We start from the raw sequence: 16,837 nt of genomic DNA on the forward strand, positions 1-16,837 counted from the left end.
CGTCGTGATCGTGTACACGGCGGCGATGTGCATGAACGGCCTCGACTCCACCATCGTGGGCCCGGCGCTGCTGACCATCGCCCGGGACTTCGGCGAACCGGTCTCCGCCGCCAACACCGTGGAGGTCGCCTTCCTGGTGGCGCTCGCCGTCGCCCTGCCGGTCGCCGGCTGGCTCGGCGACCGCTTCGGCACCAAGAAGGTCTTCCTCGGCTCGCTGGCCGTCTTCACGGCGGCCTCGGCGGTCTGCGGCCTGGCCCAGGACCTGCCGGTCCTGGTCCTCGCGCGCGTCGTGCAGGGCATCGCGGGCGGCCTGCTCACCCCGGTCGGCATGACGCTGCTCTTCCGCGCCTTCCCGCCGCACGAGCGGATGAAGCTCTCGAAGGTCCTCATCGTGCCGACCGCCCTGATGCCGGCCCTCGGGCCGCCGCTGGGCGGCTTCCTCACCGAGCACTTCTCCTGGCACTGGCTGTTCTTCGTCAACGTGCCGATCGGCGCGGCGGCGGTGCTGCTGGGCGTGGCGGGGCTGCGCGAGGAGAAGGAGGAGGCGGAGGACGGCGCCGCCCCGTTCGACGTCCCCGGCTTCCTGCTGGCCACCCCGGCGCTCGGCCTGCTCACGTACGCGCTGGGCTTCGGCCCCTCGCACGGCTGGACCTCGCCGTCCGTCGCCGTGGCCGGCCCGCTCGGGCTGATCCTGCTCGTCGCCGGCTGCGTCCACCTGCTCCGGGCGAAGAACCCGCTGCTGGAGCTGCGGCTGCTCGCCGACAAGGTGTTCGCCTCGGCCACGGTGCTCGCCCTGGTCACCTCGGCCGGGCTGATGGGCGTCCTCTTCGCGTTCCCGCTGCTCTACCAGGCGGCGCTCGGGGCCTCGGCCCTGGACGCGGGCCTGAGCGTCTTCCCCGAGGCGCTCGGCCTGATGCTGGCCTCGCAGGTCGCCGACCGGCTGATGCCGAAGCTGGGCCCGCGGCTGCTCGCCGTGCCCGCCCTGGTCCTGGCCACGGGGGTCTTCGCCGCGCTGGCCGTGCCGGGGGTGGCGGAGAGCGCCTGGGCGGTGCGGGCGCTGATGTTCTGCGTCGGCCTGGTGCTCGGCACGGCCGTGCTGACCGTCCAGATCGCCGGGTTCGCGGACGTCCCGCCCCCGGCGATGGGCCAGGCGATGGGCCTGTTCACCATCGTGCGCACGCTGGGCGGTGCGCTGGGCATCGCCGCGACGGCCGCGGTGATCGCCGCCGGGGGCGGCTCGCATGCCCAGGACACGGCCCCGGGCCCGTACCGGGCGGCGATCCTGGTCACGGCGGGCCTGGTCGCCCTCGGCGCGCTCGTCGCGCTGCGGATGCCCAAGGACGCCCCCGCCCCGCCGTCGTTCGACGACGAGCCGCGGGACGCGGAGATACAGGCCGCGGCCTGACGCACGGGCCGGCCCGGCGGGGCCGTCGTCGGACCGCGCTGCGGCCCGGGACGGCACCGCCGGACAGACCTACCTCGGTGCCAGCAAGGCCGCCAGCCCCGCGGCGAGCCCCCCGCGCCAGCAGGCGTAGTCGTGGCCCCCGTTGAACTCGCCGTAGGCGACGTCGTAGCCCCGGGCCTCCAGCACATTGCGCAGGTGGCGGTTCTGCGGGAGGAGCATCCACTCCTGCAGGCCCACCTCCAGCCGGATGCGTACGGGCCGCTTCCCACTCACCGCGAACTGCCGGGTGAGCCACTCGCTGCCGCCGTCGAACTCCGTCCCGTCCGGCCACCAGAAGGAGCCCGACTGGGACAGGGCGTTGCCGAACCGCTCGGGCCGGCGGAACGCCGCGAACGCGGCCGTCAGCCCGCCCGCGCTCTGCCCGGCCACGACCGTGCGCGCCGCCTCGTCCGTGGCCCCGTAGGCCTGCGCGGCCCACGGCAGCAGGACGTCCGCCATCCAGTCGACGAACTCCTCGCTGCAGCTGAGGTCCTCCATGCGGCGGGCCCGGCCCATGGTGTCCACCATCAGCGTGACCGCCGGCGCGAGGCGCCCGTCGGCGTACAGGTTGTCCAGGGCGGTGCCGAAGTCCAGGACCGGCCCCCACATCTCGCCGTCCAGCAGCACGATCACGGGGTACGGGCCGCCGTCCGCCCGGTGCCCGGCGGGCAGGTGCACGTGGACGCGCCGCCCGTCGACCACGGCGTCGGCCCGTACGCCGCGCGCCGTCCCCGGGCGGGGGCCGGCCCACTCCTGCACCGGCGCGTCCGGGAGCGCCATCACCGACGACGGGTTCCGCCCGTCACGCGAGGGCAGCTGCGGGAGCGTGCTGAACGGGTCGGGCACGGCGGAGTCCAGGACGCGCAGCCAGGACTTGCGGTCCGCGCGCAGCGTCTCCTCGCGCGGGCCGTGGGCCGCGAAGAACTGGTACGAGGCCCGGTGGTCGGCCCGCAGCCGGTGGCCGATCGCCCAGACGTCCGTGCCGTCCACCTTGCCCATGAGGTGCGGCGCGAGGTCGCCCGCGTGCCGGTCCTTGTCGGTGACGGTGTGCAGGAGGGCGAGCACGTCGGAGGCGGGGCGGGCGGGGTCGTCGCGCCAGAGGAAGGTGACGAGCCGCCAGGCGGGGTCGCCTTCGGGGTCGGGCTCGACCAGCGGCGTGCCTTTGGTGGCGGCGTGCCGCCAGAAGGTGCCGACGGCGTCGGGTATGCCGTGGCGCACGGCGGCGGCGAGCTCGCGGAGGAGGGGACTCTGCGGTTCCATGGCTTCCTTTGTCAAGGCTGGGTCCGGGCAAGAACTGAGCCCGTCCGGCGATTGAGGACCGGGGTCGGGGGCGGAGCCCCGGAACGACTACACCCGCGCCGCCGCCGACCGCCCCAGCAGCACCCACAGCAGGAACGGTCCGCCAAGGACCGTCGTGACGATCCCGACCGGGATCTCCACCCCGTCGAGCGCAACGCGCCCCACGGTGTCCGCCAGGACGACGAGCGTCGCCCCGACCAGCATGGAGCCCACGACAGGCACCCGCAGCGGCCCCGCCAGCCGCCCCGCGATCACCGGCGAGGCGAGGGCGACGAAGCCGACCGGCCCGCAGATGCCGACCGCGAGGCCCGCGAGGCCGACCGCCAGCAGCATGCACACCAGCCGCACCCGCCCCGGCGCGACGCCGAGCGAGGCCGCGGTGGAGTCGTCGAAGCGCAGCACGTTGAGGTGGCGGGCGACGACGAGGGCGAGCGGTACCAGGACGGCCAGGCCGATGAGGACCGGCACGGCCACGGAGTAGCTGCGGCCGTTGAGGCTGCCGGACGTCCACACGTACAGCGAACTGGCCGAGTTCAGGGAGCGGCGGGAGAGGACGACCTGGGTGACCGCCGAGGCCAGCGCCGACATGGCGAGGCCCACGACCAGGACGCGGTAGCCGCGCTGGCCCAGGCCGCCGGAGACGGCGGTGACGACGAGTACGGCGGCGAGCGCGCCGAGCGGGCCCGCCCACCACGCGCCGAACGTTCCGCTGAGGGTCGCCGACAGCAGGACGGCGGCAGTGGCGCCGTCGTTGACGCCGAGCAGCTCGGGCGTGGCGAGCCGGTTGCGGGCGAGGGTCTGGGTGAGGCAGCCGGCGAGGCCGAGGGCGGCGCCCGCGGCCAGCCCGGCCACGATCCGGCCGAGCCGGAACTTCTGCACGAGCAGGACGTCGAACCGGTCGCCCGACCCGAAGACGGCGTTGAACGTACGGCTCAGGCTCATCTCGCTCTGCCCGGCGTACGCGGAGAGCACGACCGCGCCGACGAGCAGCGCGGCGAGGGCGAAGGCCGCGACGGCGGCCCGGCGCGGCACGAGCAGCGACAGGGAGCCGCTGCGGACGACGAGCGTGCCGGCGCCGTCGTCCTCTCCCTTACGGGGACGGGGCAGCCTGGCCGCGACACCCCGCCCGCCCTTCGGGCTCTCCTCCGCGGCCGGGTCGGTCATGCCCATCGAGGCCATCCGCCGGGAGCGGACGATGGCGATGAGGACGGGGGCGCCGAAGAGGGCGATGATGACGGAGACGGGCGCCTCGAACGGCCGGGAGACCACGCGGGCGAGGACGTCGGAGCCGGTCAGCACGCCCGCGCCGATGAGGCCGGCGAGCACGATCTGTGCCGTGAGGCGCGGGCCGGTGACGGCCCGTGCGAGGAATCCGGCGAGCAGGCCGAGGAAGGATATGGGGCCGACGAGCGCGACGGACGCCGCGGTGAGGAGGGTGACGGCCACGGCCACGACGACGCGGATGACGCCGGGACGGTGCCCCAGCCCCTTGGCGAGGTCGTCGCCGAGCGCGAGCGCGGACAGCGGGCGGGCGATCAGCAGCGCGACGACGAATCCGGCGGCGAGGACGGGCAGCAGACCGGTGAGCTTCGTGAAGCCCTCGACGCCCGCGAGCGAGCCCAGGACCCAGAAGCGGAAGCGGTCGTAGGTCTCGGCGGAGTTCACGATGAGCACGCTGGTGATGCCGCCGAAGGTGGCTCCGAGCGCGGAGCCGGCGAGCACCAGCCGCATCGGGGAACCGCCGCCGCGGCGGCTCGCGATGAGCAGCACCAGGGCACTGGCCAGGACCGCGCCGCCGAACGCCCACAGCAGATAGCCGTAGCCGCTGCTCACGCCGAGGAAGGCGATGCCGACGACGACGCCGAGCGATGCTCCGGCGTTCACGCCGAGCAGGCCCGTCTCGGCGAGGGGGTTGCGGGTGACGGCCTGCAGCAGGCAGCCGGCGGTGCCGAGCGCGGCTCCGACGGCCAGTGCGGTGAGCGTCCGGGGCAGTCGCAGGTCGCCGACGACGAGCGAGAGCCGGGAGCTGTCGCGGGCCCCGTTCCGCCCGAGGACGTAGTCCAGTACGTCCCCGGCCCCGACCTCGCCCGCCCCGACGGACAGGGAGAGGGCGGACAGCACGAGGACCCCCACCACCAGGAGGGCCGAGGCGGTCAGGACGGCCCGGTTGCCGTGCACACGCCCCGCCGGGGCCTGTTGGCCGGCGGGCTGCACCTCCGGGGGGCCCACTTGCGACACAGTCATAAGGTAAGGCTAGCCTAAGGAATTTATGTTTCCGCAGGCGAGGCGGTATCCGCCGACCCCCGCGGCAGCGGAACCCCGCAGCGCAGGTTCCACCGGCCCCCGCGCCCCGACAGTTCTGTCACCGACAGGGGCAGCACGTCGAGCCGCCAGAACGTCTGCGGCGGCAGGTCCAGGGCGTGGACCAGCGCCGCGCGGATCACCGCCGCGGTGGTGACGGCCAGCACCCTGCCGTCCTCCAGGCCGTCGAGCCACGCCCCGGTCCGGGCGACCACGTCCTGCACCGACTCGCCGCCGTGCGGCGCCGCCCCCGGGTCCGTCAGCCAGGCGGCCAGGGCCTGTGGTTCGGCCGCGCCGACCTCGGCGAGCGGAAGGCCCCGCCAGCGGCCCGGGTCGAGGTCGCGCAGCGCGGGCTCGGGCCGGGCGGCGGCCAGGCCGAGAGCCGCCGCGCTCGCGGCGCAGCGGGCCGACGGCGCGGTCAGCACCTGCCCGGCGGCCGGCAGCGAACCGGCCGCCGCTCGCGTACGGCGCATCCCCGCCGCGCCGAGCGGCCCGTCGTCGCCGAACCGGGCCTCGTGCGCGGGGGCGTCGGCGGCGGGTGAGATCAGCATCACACGGACGGTCACGGTGTTCTCGTCCCCTCTGGCAACGGGTCTGTCAGTTCTGTCAACGGGGCTGTCGGCCAACGGGATGTCAGCGGGCGGCGTCCGCCGCGAATCAGCAGATCACGGGCACCGCCGGGCCCGTGCGCCGGGGTGAGCATCCGCACGCCGTAGCGCAGGTCACCCGCGCGCGGTACGGTCGCGTGGCAATGACGACGGTGTGACGGAAGCCCGGTGAGATCCCGGCACGGTCGCGCCACTGTGTACCCGGCGGAGCCCCGCAGGGAAGTCAGACCCCGCACTGTCGTCCTAGGCCCCAATGATCGGGACGCGTGTTCCCCAGGAGGTTCTGTCATGGCTCAGTCCGCCGCCCCCGCCGCCGCCTCGTCCGCCATACCCGCGGTCGCCCCCATCTCGCTCAAGGAGATCGCCCCCTGGGCGCTCTTCGTCGGCATCCTCATGCTGGTCCTGCTGTACTTCGTCGGCGCCGAGCAGGGCGCCACCTCCCTCATCTCCGGCGAGAACGTGCACGAGTGGGTCCACGACGGGCGCCACCTGCTCGGCTTCCCCTGCCACTGACGACCTGCCGGGGGAACCACCGTGAACTCGATCTCCGTCAGAGCCCTGCTCGTCCGCGGCATGCTCGCGGGCCTCGCCGCAGGCGTCCTGGCCCTCGTCGTCGCCTATCTGCTCGGCGAGCCCCATGTGGACTCCGCCATCGCCTTCGAGGAGGCGCACAGCCCCCACGACCACGGCGACGGCGGTGAGGATCCGGTCAGCCGCACCATGCAGTCCACCGCAGGGCTGGCCACCGGCATCCTCGTCTACGGCGTCGCGCTGGGCGGTATCGCCTCGCTCGTCTTCTGCGTCGCCCTGGGCCGCATCGGCCGCTTCGGCCCCCGGGCCACGGCAGCGCTGGTCTCGCTCGGCGCGCTCCTCGCCGTCTATGTGGTGCCGTTCCTGAAGTACCCGGCCAACCCGCCCTCCGTCGGCGACCCGGACTCCATCGGCAAGCGCACCGCGCTCTACTTCCTGATGATCGCGCTCAGCGTCCTGCTGGCGGTCGGCGCGGTCATCCTCGGCAAGCGCCTCGCGCCCCGGCTGGGCAACTGGAACGCGACGGTCGCGGCGGGGGCGGCCTTCGTGGTCGCCGTCGGCCTCGCCTACGCCTTCCTGCCCTCGGTCAACGAACTGCCCGACGACTTCCCGGCGGCCCTGCTGTGGAAGTTCCGCCTGTCGGCCCTGGCGATCCAGCTCCTGCTCTGGACCGGCTTCGGCCTCGTCTTCGGTCACTTCGCCGAACGGCTCCTGGCCCCGCGGGCCGGGGTGCAGGACGGTAAGGCGCGGACGGCGGCACCGGCGGGCTGAGGCCACGCCGGCGCCCCCGGCGCACCCTCGCCGAGAAGAGCCCGCCCGGGCAAACCGGGCGGGCTCTTCCCATGCCCCCACTTGCCCTTATTGCGTCTCCTCATGCGCCTCCCCCTCAGGCCTCCCGGCGCCGCCCCGCACACCCCGTCAGCCTCATAAGTCCCGCTCACCCATTAGTGGTTCGGATTTCTTTCCGTGCGAGGGACGGTGCGACGATGCCGCTCGCCCTGACCCGACAGCGTAGGAATGGAGCCTTGATGCAGCGACGTGGGGGAGAGCAGGACCGCCGCCGGGGAGCGTGGGGAGCGCCACTGGCGGCCACGGCGGCGGCGACGGCCGTGGCCTTCGCCGCCGGGCTCCCGGCACCGGCCGCACACGCCGCGCCCGGCCCGTCGGTCGACGCGAAGGGCGCCTATCTGATGGACGCCCGCTCCGCGCGCCCGCTGTGGGCCAAGGACGCGACCGTCAAGCGGCCCATGGCCAGCACCACGAAGATCATGACCGCGGTGGTGGTCCTGGACACCCCGGGGGTGGACCTGGAGCGGCAGATCGAGATCAAGCAGTCCTACCGCGATTACGTCCAGCGGACGGGCGCGAGCACGGCGGACCTCCGCACCGGCGACAAGCTCACGGCGCGTCAGCTCCTCTACGCGCTGATGCTCCCGTCCGGCTGCGACGCCGCCTACGCCCTCGCCGACGCCTTCGGCACGGGGCCCGACGAGGCGGCCCGCACGAAGTCGTTCATCGCCAAGATGAACGCCGAGGCCCGGCAGTTGAAGCTGCGCGGCACCAACTACGACTCCTTCGACGGCATCTCCTCGGCCGGCAGGAACTACTCCACCCCCCGGGATCTGGCCGAGCTCTCCCGGCATGCCCTGCGCAGCGCCACCTTCCGCACGGTCGTCTCCGCGCTGAACACCCAGCAGAAGGCGAAGAACGTCAACCGGCTCTACACCTGGTACAACACCAACAAGCTGCTCGGCTCGTACGGCGGCGTGACGGGGATCAAGACCGGCACCACCACGGCGTCGGGGCCCTGCCTGGTGTTCGCCGCGCGGCAGGGCGGGCGGAACGTCGTCGGCGTCATCCTCAACGACCCCGTGAACCGCTACCCGGACGCCGCCGAGATGCTCGACTACGCCTTCAAGAAGCACACGTCCCTGAAGCTGCGTCGGCTGCCCTCCGCGGCGCACGAGGACTGAACCGACCGGCCGACCGGCCGAACGATCGCCCGCCGCCCCGCCCCGCACGTCCGCCGGAGCGCCGGCCCGCCGAGCCCGGACCCCGCCCAGGGTCCGGGCTCGCGTTGTACCAACTTCCAGGAACCGGCGGTGATTTATACCTGAACGAGTGAACAGTCTGCGGGGAACTGCGGGTTGGCGAACTTTCCCGCGAGCCGGGACGGATAGAGTCCTCCTGTCCGGAAACGGGCACCGGAAGGCCGCGGAAACCCCGACGGCATCGGACAGGCCACCGTCCGCCGGGGTCCCGTCCACCACCCCAGCCCGACTCCACGGCACGTCGCCGCGTACCGCAGCCACGGCGTGCTCCTCGGCCATGCCCTTGGCACGGATCGGTTCACCGACGCCTCTCGCCGCCAGGCATCAGCGCCCTCCTGCCCGCACCCGCCGGCCCGCCCCACCGTCCTCAGGAGGCTTCATGTCCCGCCCCGCGTCCCCCGCGGCGCCTCCCCCCACGTCCGTGACCGGCCCGCGAGCCTACCGCGTACCGGAGGGACGATGACGCCCTTCGCGCGGCGCCCGCCGCGCCCGATCCCCGTGTCGGAGAGCGAACTCCTGCTGTTCGGCGGGGCCTTGCGGCACGACAAGGCCTTCGTCAATCACGAACGGCCGCTGCTGCGCCTGTCGTTCTGGTCGATGGCCCGTCAGCTTCCCGCCATGGTCGCCACCGTCGCCCGGGCCGCCTGGTGCGAGGACCGCCCGGCGCTGCTCGCGCTCGTCGGCGCCGAGCTGGGCCAGGGGCTGACGCGCGCCTTCGGGCTCGTTGCCGCCAACCGTGCGCTGACCGCCCTCTTCACCGCCGGGCCCACCACCGAGCGGCTGCGCGAGGCACTGCCGTCGCTGCTGGCGGTCACCACGGTCGCCGCCGCCACCGTGCTGCTCTCGGCGGTCTCCGTGGCGGCCGCCGGCCAGCTGGAGCCGAAGGTGGAGCGGGTGTGCACCGCGCGCTTCTACCGGGGCGCGGTCCGCGTGGAGCTCGCGGTGCTGGAGGACAAGGACTTCCACCGCCTGCTCGACGCCGGCCGGTTCGGTACCGACTCGGTCCGGCTGATGATCGGCTCGTCGGTCACGGTCGTCAACGCCGTCGTGGGGCTGGCCGCCTCCGCCGGGGTGCTCGCCCTGCTGCACCCGTCGCTGGTGCCCATGCTGCTGCTCGTGGCCGCCCCCAAGGGCTGGGGCGCGGTCGTCACCGCCCGGCGGCAGTACGCCTCCCGGCACGCCTGGATCGAGCACCGGCGCGCCATCTCCGTCATCACCTCCACGCTCACCGGCCTCGACACCGCCGCCGAGATCCGGGTGCACGGCGCCGGCCGCATGCTCGTCGGCGCCTACGACGACATGGCCGCCACCGTGGAGAAGGAGCAGCAGCGCCTGGCCCGCGCCGAAGCGGTCACGCGCACCGCGGCGTCCGCGCTCTCGGGGACGGCAGCGCTCGTCGTGTACGGGGCGCTGTGGATGCTGCTCGCCTCGGGCGGCATGCCGCTGGCCGTCGCCGGCACCGCGGTGATCGCCGTACGGGCCGCAGGCGCGAGCCTCACCGCGCTGGTCACCCAGGTCAACCGGCTCTACGAGGAGGCCATGTACCTCAGCGACCTGGAGCGCGCCTGCGCGGAGGCCGAGCGGCACGCCATCCCCGCCGGTGGCACGCCGATGGCGCGCGGCGTGAAGGAGATCCGGCTGGAGAAGGTCACCTTCGTCTACCCCGGCGAACAGGCGCCCGCGCTCAGCGAAGTGAGCCTGACCGTCCCGCCGGGCAAGGTCGTCGCGCTGGTCGGTGCGAACGGCTCCGGCAAGACCACCCTGTCCAAGCTGGTCGCCGGGCTGTACCTGCCCACCTCCGGGCACCTGTACTGGAACGGGGTCGAGATCCGCGACGCCGACCGCGATCTGCTCTTCGACCAGGTCGCCGTGTTGTCCCAGGACTTCCCCCGCTGGCCCATGACGGCCCGTGCCAACGTCCACATCGGCCGCCCGGGGACGCCGCCGGACCAGGCCCGGATCGAGCGCGCGGCCGCCGAGTCCGGTGCCACCGCCGTCATCGACTCGCTGCCGCACCAGTGGGACAGCCTCGTGGTCAAGGGATTCGAGCGCGGCACCCAGATCTCGGGCGGCCAGTGGCAGCGCCTGGGCAGCGCTCGCGCGCGCTACCGCCGCGCGCCCCTGCTGATCGTCGACGAGCCGACCTCGGCGCTCGATCCCAAGGCGGAGGCGGAGGCGTTCCAGTCGCTGCGGTCGCTGACCGACGGCGGCACGACCGTCCTGCTGATCACCCACCGGCTCGCCGCGACCGCGACCGCGGACCTCATCTACGTCCTCGACCACGGCCGGGTGGTGGGGGAGGGGACGCATGAGGAGCTGATGGCCGTCGACGGCGGCCTGTACCGGTCGATGTACGAGCTCCAGGCGGCCCAGTACGGTTTCGGCGCGCCCGCCTCCACCCATGCCGCCACCTCCTCCAATTCCTCGGCTCTGCACCAGAGTTCGCCGCATGCACAGCCCGCCCAGACCTGAGGACAGGGCGGCGCCCGCTCCGCCCGCGCCGACTGCTCCGCCCGTGCCGCCGCCGGATCCCCTGGGTCCGCTGGCGAGCACCTTGCGCGATGTGCTGGGGTGTCTGGGTGTGATCACGGCCGCGGTTCTCATCTCCCTGCTGTGTGTCCATCTCGGCCAGGCCTTTCCGGGACTGGCCGCCAAGTGAGTAGAGGAACGCCGTAACCGCCGCCGGGGTTACGGGCCGGAGCCGTATCGAATTCCAGGACGGCTTACGGGGCTGCCGATTTCGGTGTGGATCACGCCGCCTCCCGTGTTTAGCGGGAGGCGGCTGCCGGGAAAAACGGGGTGAATTCGCGGTTCCGGGTGAGGCTCGGACACCGCCCATTTCACTGTATTGAGCAAGTGTCTACAGGCGCCGGGCGGTTGTGGCTTCGCACCCACCCCGGTCACCTGGGCCTCCGTTCGGCCGGAAAAACCGGGGAACGGTTGTCCGACGCGGAGTCTGGCGGACTCGGGTGCCGCCTCCTACCATTCGAACGCTCCCCGTCCCCAGGGGTTGTTGGGACGCAGGGCGTGGCATGTCCATGCCCTAGCGATCCACGCTCTCACTCATTCCGGTCCGGCGTCCTCCGGGTCCCCGGCCCGAAATGCAGCCGCTCATTCCGAGGACAACCGATTGGAGAGCCATGCCCGGCGCCCTTATCGCAGGAGCCGCGCTCGCGGCACTGTTCGCCACACCGTTATCCACGTACGACGCCTCGATCATCGTCAACCCGCCACCGGACAAGATCGTGATCGAGATCGCCACGGTCAACGGCTCCGGTTGTCCTGCGGGGACGGCCGCGGTGGCCGTCGCGCCCGACAACACGGCCTTCACGGTCACCTACAGCGACTACCTCGCCCAGGTCGGCGTGGGGTCCAAGCCGACCGACTTCCGCAAGAACTGCCAGCTCAACCTGATCGTGCACGTACCGCAGGGCTTCACCTACGCCATCGCGAGCGCGGACTACCGCGGCTACGCGAAGCTGGAGCCCGGGGCGACCGGCACCCAGAAGGCCTCGTACTACTTCCAGGGGTCCTCCACGACCACGCCGAGCTCCCACGTCTTCCGCGGTTCCTACGCGGACAACTGGCAGGCCACCGACCGCGTCGACGTGGCCGCGCTGGTCTGGGCCCCCTGCGGCGAGAAGCGCAACTTCAACATCAACACCGAGCTGCGGGTCAACGCGGGCAGCTCCGACCCGTCCAAGACCACCAGCTTCATGACCATGGACTCCACCGATGGTGACATCAACACCATCTACCACCTGGCCTGGAAGGAGTGCCCGAGAAAGTAGCGGGCCCGTCCGCCCGAGGGCGCAGGGGCCGGCGGGACCGCGGAACGGCGCGGGCCCGCCGGCCGCTTCCGTGCCTCTCACCGCGCCACCGGGCCGCAGCGGGAATTTATGCCGTCCTCATGGCCCTCCACCTGCGGTGATCGCGCTCCGCAGGGGAGCGGTGACGAAGAGGGTATAGACCTCTGGTGAAAAGCAGGCGACTGTGGGGGGAACCACACAGCGAAGACCCACGGCCCGCAGCTTCCCAGGACCGTTACGGCGTGGGGGACGAGCTCTCGTCCGGCGCCCTTCGCGCTAACCGATTGCACTTGAGCCACATGTTTGCAACCAGCCGCGACACCGCGAGTCCCTTGCATTCGGCTGACGCCATCATCAGCGCCACCGACCCGGTCGCCCTCTGGGCCTCCTCCCCGCGGAAGCTCCCCGGTCCCTGGGGCCATCAGATCCCCCTGTGCATGCACGGCAGGCTCTCCCGACGCCTGCCCCACTGGCTGCCGTCCGCCCACGCCACGCACGCCGTCTCCCTCCCGGCGACGGAGCGCTCCGCCGCGGCCGCCCGCCGCTTCTGCCGGCGCCTGCTGGCCGAATGGGGCCTGGACGAGCTGGCCGGCGACACCGCGCTCCTCCTCTCGGAGCTGGTCACCAACGCCGTGCTGCACGTCCCCGGGACGCCCGAGGGCATCCGGCTCGTGCTGAGCCGGGGCCAGGGTCACCTCGTCGCCCAGGTCACCGACGCGGGCGGGCACCTGCCGCGCTGCGGCGAGGCCGGACCCGACAGCGAGAACGGGCGCGGGATGTGGCTCGTCGAGCAGATCGCCGCCCAGTGGGGCCACCACGCCTCCGGCAACGGCAAGACCGTCTGGTTCGCCCTCCGCCTCCCCTAGCGCCCCCGGCCCGGGAGCCGGCTCCTGCCCCGCACCGCACCGCCACTGGTCCGGACCTGTGAACCCGCAGCCGGGCGCGCCCGGCCCCGCGGGCTGCGCACCCACCGGTTTCGGAGAGACCATGGAAGTCGCCGCGGCGACACGGCGGCGCGAGGACGGGTGAGCCGGTCCGGCCGGCACGAGGCCGCCGCACCACCCCCGGCGGGCGGAAGGAGGTCCTCGATGGGCGCGACCGATGCGTTCCGGGCCCGGCCCGTCCACCCTCCCGGCCGTGCCTCCCTCGTCCCCGGCGGCCTGCTGGACGTGCTGGGCGTGGCCGCCGGCGTCCTCGACCGCGAGGGCCGGATCGTGCTGTGGAGCCCGCAGGCGCAGCAGCTCTTCGGCTGGAGCGCGGCCGAGGCCCTCGGCCAGTACGCCGCCCGCCTCCTGGTCGCCGAGGAGGACGTCGAAGCGGTGCTGGAGCTGTTCGCGCAGGTCATGACCGAGGGGGAGACCTTTGCCGTGGTCTTCCCCGCGCGGCACAAGGACGGCGGCACCCGGCTGGTCGAGTTCCGCAACGTACGCCTTGAGGACCGGCACGGCGAGTTCTTCGCCCTCGGCATCGCCACGGACCGGGAGGTCCTGCGCGGCGTGGAGCGGGACCTCGCCCTGTCGCTGCGGCTGGTCGAGCAGTCCCCGATCGGCCTCGCCGTCTTCGACACCGAGCTGCGGTTCGTGCTGGTCAATCCCGCCCTGGAGCGCATGCTCGGCCTGCCCGCCGCGGCGTGCGTGGGCCGCACCGTCCGGGAGGCCCTGCCCCATGCGGACGCCGACGCCATCGAGGGCGCCATGCGCCGGGTCCTGGCGACCGGCACCCCGCTGCTGGACGAGCTGAGGGTCGGCCGGGCCGGAGGGGCCGCCACCGACGAAGAGGCCCAGCTCGTCTCCTACTACCGGCTGGAGGACCCGGGCGGAAGCATCGTCGGCGTCGCCACCTCGGCCGTGGACGTCACCGACCGCCACCGGGCGAACAAGGCGGACCGCCGCCGCACCGCCCTGATCGCCGACGCCTCCGTGCTGATCGGCACCACGCTCGAACTGGAGCAGACCGCGCGCGAGCTCGCCGAGGTCGTGGTGCCCGGGCTGGCCGACGTGGCGGCCGTCGACATCCTCGACACCGTCGTCGACGCCGACCGCGCCGCCGCCCCCGGCGGGCAGGCCGCCGTCTTCCGGGCGCTGGCCGTCGCCGCGGCGGGCGGCACGGATTCCCCGGCCGCCGCGGACGCCGTGCGGGCGGCCGACCCGCCCGGGCAGATCGCCAAGTACGACCCCGGCCGGCTGGTCGCCCGCTGTGTGGCCACCGGCCGCCCGGTCATGGTGCCGCACGTGCGCGCCGAGGACCTGCCGGACATCGCCCGCGACGACGAGGCGGCCCGGCTGCTCGCCCGCGCCGGCCTGCACTCCTACATGGCGGTGCCGCTCATCGCCCGCGGCGAGGTGCTCGGCGCCCTGGACCTCAAGCGCCTCACCGACCCGCGCCCCTTCGACGAGACCGACGCCGCCCTCGCCGCCGAGCTCGCCGCCCGTGCCGCGGTCTCCATCGACAACGCCCGCTGGTACCAGCGCGAGCGCGCCACCGCCCTCACACTCCAGCGCTCCCTGCTGCCCCAGCAGCCCCAGGACCCCGCGGGCCTGGAGATCGCCTACCGCTACCAGCCCGCCGGCACCGCCAGCAGGGTCGGCGGCGACTGGTTCGACGTCATCCCGCAGGACGGGGACAAGAGCGCCCTGGTCGTCGGCGACGTCATGGGCAGCGGCATCAACGCCGCCGCCGCCATGGGGCAGCTGCGCACCGCCGCCCGCACCCTCGCCCAGCTCGGCCTCGACCCCGCGCGGGTGCTGTACCACCTCGACCAGACCGCCAGTGGCCTGGACCAGATGATCGCCACGTGTCTGTACGCCGTGTACGACCCGCAGGGCGGCACCTGCTGCGTGGCCAACGGCGGCCACCTCCCGCCCGTCGTCCTGCGCCCCGGCCACCCGCCGGCGCTCGTCGACCTCCCCGCCGGCGCCCCGCTGGGCGTCGGCGGCATCCCCTTCGAGAACACGGCGGTGGACCTCAAGCCCGGCGACCGCCTCGTGCTCTACACCGACGGCCTGGTGGAGACCCGCGACGAGTCCATCGACACCCGCCTCGAAGCGCTCCTCGCCGTCCTGGCCGACGCCCCCGACGGCATCGAGGAGACCTGCGACCTCCTCCTGACCTCCCTGCGCTCCGGCAACGACCAGGACGACGTCGCCCTGCTCATCGCCCGGGCCGTCCCGACGAGCCCTGCCGCAGCGGCGGGCCCGCCGGGGCAGTAGTGCATGTCAGGGCTTTTCCGAGGTCACTTCAGACGTACGCGGTAGGCCGTGCGCTGGCTCTCGATCGTGAGCTGCACCTCGCCCTTGGCCCCCGCGTAGGCCCCCGTACCCCCGACGACGGCCGCGTCGGCGCGGTACGGCCCCCGCCCGAAGCGGTTCTCCATGGACTCCAGGACCAGAGTGCCGTCGTTGCCCCGCAGCACGTACCGGCACTGGGCGACCACGCCCTCGTACCGGGTGAGCACCACCGTGCAGACGGCGCTGCCGTCCCCGGCGGGCTCGCCGCCCGGGCCCTGCAAGTCGGCGTAGACGGCCCAGGTGTCGCCCTCCTTGGGGTGCTCGGGCGGGCTGCCGGTGCGGTGCACGGCGGTCCAGGCCAGGGTCTTCTCCCCGTCGGCCGCGGCGGGTTGAGGGGACGGCAGGGCCACGGCGACGGCAGTGGCTGCCACGGCGGCAGCAGCGGCCACGACGGCGGCTTGGCGGCGCATCAGGCGCATGGGGCACCTCCGGCTCGTACGGACGGGTCGGGCACCCACGTACCCGATCCTGGTGAGTTCACCCCACCCAGCCTATGGCGCCCGCACAATTCCCGTCACGAAGACTTCACCCGCCGGGGAAGGGTGTTCCTCCCGGCGGGTGAAGGTCACACATCCGGAATCAGGTGAACTGTCCCGGCTCCGGCGGCAGTTCCGCGAGCGTCGGGTACGAGGGCTGGGCGCCCGGCCGGGTCACGGCCACGGCGCCGACGCGCACCGCGAAGCGGGCCGCCTCCGGCAGCGAGGCGCCGGCCGCGAGGCGCGCCGCGAGCGCGCCGGTGAAGGCGTCGCCGGCGCCCGTGGTGTCCACGGCCTCGGCCTTGACGCCCGGCACCGCCACCGCCTCCCCGGCCCCCGCCTCCAGGGCCAGGGCCCCCTCGGCGCCGAGGGTGACCACGACCGAGCGGGCGCCCTGGTCGCGCAGCGAGCGGGCCCACGCCTCGGGCGTGCCGTCCACGAGCTGCGTCAGGTGCCGGGCCTCGTGCTCGTTGACGACCAGCGGGTCGGCCGCCGCGAGGAGTTCGGGATCCAGGCGGTCCGGGGCCGGCGAGGGGTTGACCACGACCCGCGTGCCGGCGTCGCGCGCGGTCTCGGCGGCCGCCCGTACGGTCGCCGGCGGGATCTCCAGCTGGAGCGAGACCACCGCCGACGCGGCGATCGCCTCCCGGGCGGCCTCGACGTCCTCGGGGAGGAGATGGGCGTTGGCACCCGGCGAGACCACGATGCTGTTGTCGCCGTCCGGTCCGACGACGATCATCGCCGTGCCCGTCCGGGCGCCCGTCTCGACCAGCACGTGCCGCAGCTCCGTGCCGGCCTCGCGCTGCCCTTCCAGCAGCAGCTCGCCGAAGGCGTCGTCACCGACCTTGGCCAGCAGGGCCGTCCGGGCGCCGAGGCGGGCCGCCGCCGCGGCCTGATTGGCGCCCTTGCCGCCCGCCGACTCGACCAGATCCGTGCCCAGGACCGTCTCGCCCGCCCCCGGCCTGCGGTCCACCCGCACCGTCAGGTCCGCGTTGGCCGACCCCACGACCAGTACGTCGTACATCCGCTCG

At 73.8% G+C, this 16,837-nt stretch carries 13 protein-coding genes; 8 read left to right on the forward strand and 5 right to left on the reverse strand.

The features are described from left to right. Positions 1-25 precede the first annotated feature (25 nt). A complete protein-coding gene (locus IE241_RS03775; protein ID WP_190020445.1) occupies positions 26-1,405 on the forward strand; it encodes a DHA2 family efflux MFS transporter permease subunit in 1,380 nt (459 codons plus the stop codon). A gap of 69 nt (positions 1,406-1,474) precedes the next feature. Here the strand turns inward: IE241_RS03775 and fes are convergent, their stop codons facing one another. The 3 genes from fes to IE241_RS03790 all read right to left on the reverse strand — a co-directional run bounded on the left by fes (position 1,475) and on the right by IE241_RS03790 (position 5,610). Continuing rightward, a complete protein-coding gene (gene fes, locus IE241_RS03780) occupies positions 1,475-2,704 on the reverse strand; it encodes an enterochelin esterase (RefSeq protein WP_190020097.1) in 1,230 nt (409 codons plus the stop codon). Positions 2,705-2,791: 87 nt separating this feature from the next. After that, positions 2,792-4,987, reverse strand: a complete 2,196-nt coding sequence (gene fhuB / locus IE241_RS03785) for a Fe(3+)-hydroxamate ABC transporter permease FhuB (RefSeq protein ID WP_190020098.1) — start codon at positions 4,985-4,987, stop codon at positions 2,792-2,794. A 23-nt stretch (positions 4,988-5,010) separates the two neighbouring features. Next, positions 5,011-5,610 carry a histidine phosphatase family protein gene (locus IE241_RS03790; protein WP_190020099.1) on the reverse strand — a complete coding sequence of 200 codons (600 nt, stop codon included), beginning with the start codon at positions 5,608-5,610 and terminating at the stop codon, positions 5,011-5,013. Between the two features lie 330 nt (positions 5,611-5,940). Between IE241_RS03790 and IE241_RS03795 the strand changes: the two genes are divergently transcribed. The 7 genes from IE241_RS03795 to IE241_RS03825 all read left to right on the forward strand — a co-directional run bounded on the left by IE241_RS03795 (position 5,941) and on the right by IE241_RS03825 (position 15,252). Then, complete coding sequence (locus IE241_RS03795) at positions 5,941-6,165, forward strand: CbtB domain-containing protein (RefSeq protein WP_190020100.1); 225 nt, start codon at positions 5,941-5,943, stop codon at positions 6,163-6,165. Between the two features lie 21 nt (positions 6,166-6,186). Further along, entirely contained in the window at positions 6,187-6,954 is a 768-nt protein-coding gene (locus IE241_RS03800; protein WP_190020101.1) for a CbtA family protein, read from the forward strand. A gap of 257 nt (positions 6,955-7,211) precedes the next feature. Further along, complete coding sequence (locus IE241_RS03805) at positions 7,212-8,156, forward strand: D-alanyl-D-alanine carboxypeptidase family protein (RefSeq protein WP_190020102.1); 945 nt, start codon at positions 7,212-7,214, stop codon at positions 8,154-8,156. A 537-nt stretch (positions 8,157-8,693) separates the two neighbouring features. Further along, positions 8,694-10,706, forward strand: coding sequence for an ABC transporter ATP-binding protein (locus IE241_RS03810; RefSeq protein WP_190020103.1), 2,013 nt, complete (start codon positions 8,694-8,696; stop codon positions 10,704-10,706). Positions 10,707-11,374: 668 nt separating this feature from the next. Then, positions 11,375-12,025, forward strand: coding sequence for a DUF4360 domain-containing protein (locus IE241_RS03815; RefSeq protein ID WP_190020104.1), 651 nt, complete (start codon positions 11,375-11,377; stop codon positions 12,023-12,025). Between the two features lie 350 nt (positions 12,026-12,375). Continuing rightward, positions 12,376-12,909: an ATP-binding protein gene (locus IE241_RS03820; protein WP_190020105.1), complete on the forward strand. Its 534-nt coding sequence runs from the start codon at positions 12,376-12,378 to the stop codon at positions 12,907-12,909. A gap of 222 nt (positions 12,910-13,131) precedes the next feature. Beyond that, the gene (locus IE241_RS03825; RefSeq protein WP_190020106.1) at positions 13,132-15,252 is read left to right on the forward strand and encodes a SpoIIE family protein phosphatase; all 2,121 of its coding nucleotides are present in this window, start codon (positions 13,132-13,134) and stop codon (positions 15,250-15,252) included. A gap of 23 nt (positions 15,253-15,275) precedes the next feature. Here the strand turns inward: IE241_RS03825 and IE241_RS03830 are convergent, their stop codons facing one another. Beyond that, a complete protein-coding gene (locus IE241_RS03830) occupies positions 15,276-15,749 on the reverse strand; it encodes a hypothetical protein (RefSeq protein WP_190020107.1) in 474 nt (157 codons plus the stop codon). Between the two features lie 160 nt (positions 15,750-15,909). Beyond that, entirely contained in the window at positions 15,910-16,830 is a 921-nt protein-coding gene (rbsK, locus tag IE241_RS03835) for a ribokinase (RefSeq protein WP_190020446.1), read from the reverse strand. Positions 16,831-16,837: the final 7 nt, after the last annotated feature.

Source organism: Streptomyces hiroshimensis, assembly GCF_014650335.1.
GTDB lineage: Bacteria > Actinomycetota > Actinomycetes > Streptomycetales > Streptomycetaceae > Streptomyces > Streptomyces hiroshimensis.